Origin of the sequence: Mesonia mobilis DSM 19841 (genome assembly GCF_000423405.1) — a bacterium.
In the GTDB taxonomy this organism is placed as follows: Bacteria; Bacteroidota; Bacteroidia; order Flavobacteriales; family Flavobacteriaceae; genus Mesonia; species Mesonia mobilis.
In genome coordinates, this window is record NZ_AUHX01000007.1 from 219,555 (window position 1) to 226,812 (window position 7,258).

Below are 7,258 nucleotides of genomic sequence, written 5' to 3' on the forward strand. Positions count from 1 at the left end.
TAAAAAGCATTCTCGGATATCTAAAACGACTTAAATCTTAGCGGAATTTTAAGAGGTGTTTTGTCGATTTTAATAAATAGATTGCATTTTGAAGCTTGAGTGTGATGCTGAATCAAGTTCAGTATGACGAAGAAACAGAAAGATGATTTTACTTTTTGCGTGAGGGATAGTAGCGGCATCCTTTTTTGTTGTCCTTCAACAAGCTCAGCATGACAACAAAAAAGATATAGCGAATAGCCCGACCCGTAGGGACACGCCCTTAAAATTGTATCTTTGATGGAAAACAACTATCGAAATGCAGCCTGAAATTGTAAGTATTGACCCAAAATTATTGGTGGGATTAAAAATCGAAATGAGTTTTAGTGAAAATAAGACCGCAACACTTTGGCAAACCTTTATGCCCAAAAAACATTTAGTGAGCGCCAAAAGCGATGAATTATTGTCTGTGGAAGTTTATCCTGACTTGAACTTTTTTAAAACGTTTGACCCGACGAAAACTTTTGAAAAATGGGCTGCTGTGGAAGTAAATTCAGCGGAAAATCTAGCGGAAGATTTTGAGGTTCTAAAAATCTCTGAAGGTTTGTACACCAAATTCATTTACCAAGGAAAAGCGAGCGAAGCAGCAAGATTCTACAGTAAAATATTTGGTGAATGGCTACCGAATTCTGAATATAAACTTGCCAATCGACCTCATTTTGCGGTAATGGATGAAAAGTATAAAGGAGAAGAGGCGATTTCGGAAGAAGAAATTTTTATTCCGATAGAAAAGAAAGTTTAGAATAGTTGATGCAAAATATCGAGCGAGCGTGGTTTTTTAAAACCGTGTAAATGCAATTCGAAATAGAGAATAAGCATCTCGATAAAGTTTTTTCGTTTGCTTTGGTTGAGTTTTATACCAGAAACTTCATCGTAATTTACCAGTAAAAACTGCTTCAGCAATTCTGAATTTTCGTTTTGAATGCAATATTTATTGGTGTCGTCTAATTGATATTCGCCATCGAGCAGGTTAAAATACGGCAAATCTGGATCGTATTGATGCGGGTAAAACCCTAAAAATGAACTCAATTTCACCATAAACAGTAAATGAAAATTTGCGTATTTTTCATTTGCATCTAACCAAAGAAACGACTCTTCTAGAAACTGATATAAAGCCTGGTTTTGTTCTTCTTCTTGAATGGCTTGGTGCAACACTTCTGCTAGAAACATCGCAATCGAAGATTTATAAATATTGCCGGTTAGTGTTTGGTAAGCCGGATTTACTTTGGCTTCTCGAATGTTTTCTAAAGTACCTTTATCTTTATGGTTGGCTTCTAGATCTAAAATGGTTAAAGGTTGAAACATCGAAGCACGAAGTTTGCCTTTTTTTGATTTTAATACTCCGCGTACGAGGTAGGATTTGAGTCCGCTACTTTTGGTGTAAGCTTTTACAATTAAATCTGCTTCGCGATAACGAATGGAATGAATGATAATAGCTCTGGTTTTTACCAACATTAGCGAATGATCATAATTTTTGTAACCTTCGTTTCTAATTGATCTTCAGATATAATTAAAACCATGTATACTCCGGAAGCGACTTTATGTTTTCCGAAAGCTCTGGTATCCCACTGAATGCTTCCCCCTTGAGAGACTTCTTCGTAAACTAAATTACCTTCAATATCGGTGATCTTGACGTTGGCATTTTCCATTAAACCATCGATGGTTACCATTCCGCTATAATTAGGACGAACAGGGTTTGGAAATGCACGTACATTTTCAAAACTGTCTTGCGCGCTTGTTGCGGTTCCGTTAAATGCAACAATACCTTGCGGCGTACCAAAATATACTCGCCCAGAAGAACCATCTACCTCGATATCTGTCACTGTATTTGAGGGAAGTGGCGAATTTTCTGTGGTAAAATTATAAAGTGTTTCTTGACCGTTTGAAGAAAGGTAAAAGGCTCCACTTTCTGTAGCGATCCATTTATTGTTATTCCCATCTACTTCAATATCTGAAATACTAATATTGGCTAAAAGTTCTTGCGCTACGCCGTCATCGTCTAGAATAATTATTTCTTGTGCTTGCGTATTTGAGTTGGTAAAAATTCCCGTAGGATTAAATAAAACACGAAGGCCACGAACAGTACCAATCCATAGTTGATTGTTATTATCGAGAGCGACGTTAGTCACATAGTTATCTGGAAGATTTCCTTGACTCTCATTACCAATTAATCTTGCAAACGTATTGGTTGAAGGCTGAAAAGCAACTACTCCTGATCCATAACTACCATAATAGAGATTACCCGAATTATCGATCACAATATCTGTAAACCCAAAATTATCGGTATAATAAGTATTATTCGGAATTACTTCTGAAACATCAAATACGTTGAAGTTTCCGCTGCCGGGAGAAAGACTAAATAAACCATTAACAACTCTGGCGACATTTCCCCAAAGCGTTCCGTTGCGATCGAAAGCAATACCGTTTACACGAGTATCGTTTGGCTCTATATTCCCTTGACCATCTATCATTTCTTCAATTGGAGAATTTTCTTCATTGTAAAGATTCACGACTTCGTTATCTTGAATTTCAACTAAACCATCATTAAACGAACTAAGAAAAACTTGATCTACATTTCTCGGATTAATGGCTATGTTCACCAAATTATTGGCGTTGATCTCTTCAAAAGGAATATTTACCCATTCGTCATTTATTAAGTGACTTGCGCCAAAACTTTTCAACCCACCACCGGCATAAGGGTTGAAGAAAATATTATAGTCCCCAAAAACCGTCCATAATTCGTTAGGGATCGCCTGCATTTGAAATATGCTGTTTCTAAGCGGTCCTTGCGGACTCACGTATTGAAAATTAGCATTGCTTTGCGAAGTATATAAAAGTCCGCGGTTGGCATCACCAACAAAAACTCGGTCATCAATCACTCCTATCGATAAAAAACGAGGTGTAAAATCTAGGTTACTTCCAAAATTGTAGATGATATTAAAACTGGTGTTATAGCCTCTTACTAAACTATTATACACCACGTAAAGCGTATTATCTTTAACCAATAAATCGTTTACGTTTCCGTTTAAATTTATGATCTGATTGGCACTGTTTGGATTAATTTCATATAATCGCTGACCATTTCCTACGGCAACGACTTCATTATTAAATACTGAAATATTTCTAACATTTCCTAAATTTGAAACCTGTTGCCACTGATTGAAATCTATTAAATTAGGATTATTGAGATCGGCGTATCTTACACTTCCGCCTTGCGTGGCTGCATAAATAACCTCGTTAAAAACCACAATTTCATTCACCCCAAGTTGGCTACCCGCGTTACCGATATAAAATGTATCACCAAATTCTAAGTTTGAAAGATTAAATTCTGAAATACCATAGTTGGTAGAAATGAGTAATTGACCATTTACTTCAAAAAAATCATTTATACGACGATTTGCGGGTGAAATGGTTTGGCGTTCAGTAATATCGATTACCTGAAGCGTATTTCCTGTTGAAAAATTATATACGTTGATAAGTCCTGTTTCGTAACCTACCACCAATACATTAGATGTAGAAGAAAAATGAATTGCTGAAACATTCTCACCTGCCAAGCCATTTATAGTTGAAAACTTAATGGCTTCTCCGGTGACAGGATTATAACTAAACACAGAGTTTTTAGCTGCTGCAAATACTCGATTACCGGAAGAATGGATGTCGACAATTTCGTAATATGAAAAGTAATCTTCCCAATTAGCAGAATAATCTTGGGCCAAAGCCGAGATTGAAAAGCATAAACTAACTACAATTGCGAAAAAATTTCTCATATAAAACATCTAAATACAATAACCCATTTTCTGCAGAAATTATTGTTTTCTCTGCTGCAAATATATTTGAATAATGCTCATAAAAAAAGCTACAGATTTCTCTGTAGCTCTTCTTATTAAAATTGTTCGCTTATATTATACCGCGCCTTGTGCCAACATAGCATCTGCTACTTTTACAAAACCTGCAATATTTGCCCCTTTTACATAATCTACATAACCATCATCATCGCTACCGTATTTTACACAAGCTTCATGAATATCGTTCATAATTTGATGAAGCTTTTGATCTACTTCTTCTGAAGTCCAATTTAAACGCAGTGAGTTTTGAGACATCTCTAATCCTGAAGTAGCTACACCACCTGCATTAGAAGCTTTACCCGGAGAGAATAAAATTTTAGCCTTTTGGAAAACTTCTACCGCTTCTGGCGTACAAGGCATATTTGCACCTTCGCCTACAAGCTTACAACCGTTTTCAACTAATTTTTTAGCATCTTCTTCTTGCAGCTCATTTTGAGTTGCACAAGGTAAAGCAACATCACATTTTTCGCCCCAAGGAGTTTTCCCTTCGTGATATTTAGCATCAGAATACTTGTCTAAATATTCTTTTATACGACCTCTCTTTTCATTTTTAATCTCCATAATGAAAGAAAGTTTTTCTTCGTTGATACCTTCTTCATCATAAATGTATCCGCCAGAATCTGACATTGTAACGATTTTAGCTCCTAACTGTAAAGCTTTTTCTGCAGCGTATTGAGCTACGTTACCAGAACCAGAAATTACCACGGTTTTCCCCTCAAAAGAATCGCCTTTAGTTTTTAGCATATTTTGAGCAAAATATACATTACCATAACCTGTAGCTTCCGGACGAATAAGAGAACCACCGTAAGAAAGACCTTTACCAGTTAAAATACCCGTAAATTCATTCTGAAGTCTTTTATATTGCCCGAACATATAACCAACCTCTCTAGCTCCTACACCAATATCTCCAGCCGGCACATCGGTATTTGCTCCAATATGTTTAGAAAGTTCTGTCATAAAACTTTGGCAAAAACGCATTACTTCTTTATCAGATTTTCCTTTCGGGTCAAAATCTGATCCACCTTTACCGCCACCCATAGGCAGCGTAGTTAAACTATTCTTAAAAACCTGTTCAAATGCTAAAAATTTCAAAATGCTAAGGTTTACTGAAGGGTGAAAACGCAAACCACCTTTATAAGGGCCGATTGCTGAATTCATCTGAATTCTAAAACCTCTATTTACCTGAATATCACCATTATCGTCGGTCCACGGCACTCTAAACATCACTACTCGTTCTGGCTCGACCATTCTTTCGAGTAACATTTGATTTTGGTACTTTTTATTTTCTTCTATGAAAGGTATAATAGTTTCTGCAACCTCGTGAACTGCCTGTAAAAACTCAGGTTCGTGCGGATTGCGCTGACTTACTTTATCTAAAAATTCTTGAACATTTTTTTTCATAATGTTTTCTAAAATATGTTTTCTATAATTTAAAAGTAGAATATCATTGCAAATATAAATTTTATTAAATAGAGCAAAGTATTTTTTTTCATATTCTTAGAAATTTTAAGATTTTTTAAAGATTTAAAAATAAGGTTATTATATTTATTGATTTATTTCGTTCTAACCAATGTTTTTATATATTTGCCTATAAAAGACCTATTTCTATGAAAACCAACCATATAATCTTAGCTCTAGTCGCCTTTTTGACCTTTAACAGCTTCTCGTACGCGCAAGGATTTTCGCAAGAAATAGGTGCTAGTATTGGTCCTGTTGCTTTTAAGTCTGACTATGGTTTAAGAGGTAATTCTGAAACAAACTTCGGGAATGTTGGTTTTGGTATAGCTTTATTACATTACATCAATTTTTCTTTTAGAGCAGACTGTGATTGCTACTCTGCAGACACCTATTTTAACGATCACTTTAAAGTAAGAACAGAATTAGATTACCATCGAACAGCTTTAGATCATTTTGGAAGGTTTGCAGAGAAAAATACTGAAAATGGTTTAAAATTAAGATCTATGCACGGAAGTGCTGAAGTTTTAGAATTTGGACCTTCTTTAGAATGGTACATTAGAAGCGTAAGAGATTTTGATGCCGGAAATTTTAACTTTGCACCTTACGTAAGTTTAGGTATTCACTACGCCGCTTTCTATCCAGAAACAACTACCGATTTACCAGGTAGTATTGGAGCTACTTCTAACACATATCCTACTTTTTTAGCTCCCGCTGGCGAAGAACCTTATATAGATGACTCTACAGGTAGCACGTATGCTATTGTTGGTAGCGTTGGTACTCGTTATCGATTAAATGATAATAGTGACCTTGTTTTAGACGCAAGATGGCATTATTACGGATCGGATTGGGTTGATGGATTAAATCATGATAATCCGCAAAACGAAGCTAATGATTGGATATTTTGGCTTAATGTAGGGTATATATTTTATTTGAATTAAATATTAATATTGAAAATATTATAAAAAGGCTCCTTTGAAGGAGCCTTTTTTATTAAAAACAATCGGGTTTTTATAAATAAATTTAATCACGTACTCAATAATATTAATATGTTGTACGACTATACTACAGATTAGATTTCATAATTAATCCTATCACTTGATGATTTTCTGTTATCAAATTTTAAGCATTATTCATCTATTACTTTTAATGAAATTTAAAAATCCCCCTGCTTTTCAGAGATGGTTTTATAGTATATTAAATCGTTAATTATAAGTCTAGGATTCCAAAAAGACAATCTCGGAAATTAACATTACTTAATTAATCCCCTTCAAGTTCATTTCAACTTCTTTTTAATTAAAGAAAATTTTAATCATTCGATTATCAACAGATTTAAAAATTTAAATTCATAATATTAATATAACTAGTAACTACTAGTAGAAAATTTTTATTTTTTACGCTAAGGATTTTCTAAACAAGCCCACTGAACATTTTAGCCTAATAAATCTACACACTGTTAAAATCACTAACTAAATAAGCATCAAACTATTTACTCTTCTAGAATAAAATATGTAAGTTATAATTCAAAAAAAAAGCCCCCAGTTAAGGAGGCTTTTATATTAAATTCCAATTGGATTAATTAGCTTCTCTATTAATATAGACCCAGCTTTTCTTTATTCTTCCAAAGACAGGATCCTCTCCCTCAAGCACTAACACATAGTAATAGGTTCCTGAAGGCAACTCGTCTCCGTTGATATCTTGACCACAGAAACTATTCACATAGTTATCTCGTTCAAATACCAAACGACCATAACGGTTATAAACTTTTAAGCTTTCTATTCCTGTTCGATCATCTAAGAAGGTTAAGTCTAAACAGTCATTGAAACCATCTACGTTACTCGGTGATATACCCTGACTGATCACACAACCATTCTCGTAAGGCTCGATCGTTACTTCTACCGGTGTTGATCCACTGGTAAATA

6 protein-coding genes are annotated in these 7,258 nt (G+C 34.8%); 2 read left to right on the forward strand and 4 right to left on the reverse strand.

The window, feature by feature from the left end:
* The first annotated feature begins 295 nt into the window (after window positions 1-295).
* Window positions 296-778: a GyrI-like domain-containing protein gene (locus tag G551_RS0108095; protein WP_027885099.1), complete on the forward strand. Its 483-nt coding sequence runs from the start codon at window positions 296-298 to the stop codon at window positions 776-778.
* On the opposite strand, the gene recO is transcribed toward G551_RS0108095, so the two are convergent.
* From recO to gdhA, 3 genes are all read right to left on the reverse strand, one after another.
* Window positions 775-1,491, reverse strand: a complete 717-nt coding sequence (gene recO, locus G551_RS0108100) for a DNA repair protein RecO (protein ID WP_027885100.1) — start codon at window positions 1,489-1,491, stop codon at window positions 775-777. The genes G551_RS0108095 and recO overlap by 4 nt on opposite strands.
* The gene (porZ, locus tag G551_RS0108105) at window positions 1,491-3,803 is read right to left on the reverse strand and encodes a type IX secretion system anionic LPS delivery protein PorZ (protein WP_027885101.1); all 2,313 of its coding nucleotides are present in this window, start codon (window positions 3,801-3,803) and stop codon (window positions 1,491-1,493) included. The genes recO and porZ overlap by 1 nt, the downstream gene beginning before the upstream one ends.
* A gap of 135 nt (window positions 3,804-3,938) precedes the next feature.
* Window positions 3,939-5,282: an NADP-specific glutamate dehydrogenase gene (gdhA, locus tag G551_RS0108110; RefSeq protein ID WP_027885102.1), complete on the reverse strand. Its 1,344-nt coding sequence runs from the start codon at window positions 5,280-5,282 to the stop codon at window positions 3,939-3,941.
* Window positions 5,283-5,488: 206 nt separating this feature from the next.
* Here gdhA and G551_RS0108115 point away from each other — a divergent pair, with 206 nt between their 5' ends.
* Window positions 5,489-6,277: a THC0290_0291 family protein gene (locus tag G551_RS0108115; RefSeq protein ID WP_027885103.1), complete on the forward strand. Its 789-nt coding sequence runs from the start codon at window positions 5,489-5,491 to the stop codon at window positions 6,275-6,277.
* 634 nt (window positions 6,278-6,911) lie between these two features.
* On the opposite strand, the gene G551_RS0108120 is transcribed toward G551_RS0108115, so the two are convergent.
* The coding region (locus G551_RS0108120; RefSeq protein ID WP_027885104.1) for a T9SS type B sorting domain-containing protein at window positions 6,912-7,258 on the reverse strand (347 nt) is incomplete at its 5' end.

Excerpts from the sequence above, each read along its gene's own strand:
- recO (WP_027885100.1), bottom strand. The coding sequence starts at position 1,491 with ATGTTGGTAAAAACCAGAGCTATTATCATTCATTCCATTCGTTATCGC.
- G551_RS0108115 (WP_027885103.1), top strand. The coding sequence starts at position 5,489 with ATGAAAACCAACCATATAATCTTAGCTCTAGTCGCCTTTTTGACCTTT.
- porZ (WP_027885101.1), bottom strand. The coding sequence starts at position 3,803 with ATGAGAAATTTTTTCGCAATTGTAGTTAGTTTATGCTTTTCAATCTCG.
- G551_RS0108095 (WP_027885099.1), top strand. The coding sequence starts at position 296 with ATGCAGCCTGAAATTGTAAGTATTGACCCAAAATTATTGGTGGGATTA.
- gdhA (WP_027885102.1), bottom strand. The coding sequence starts at position 5,282 with ATGAAAAAAAATGTTCAAGAATTTTTAGATAAAGTAAGTCAGCGCAAT.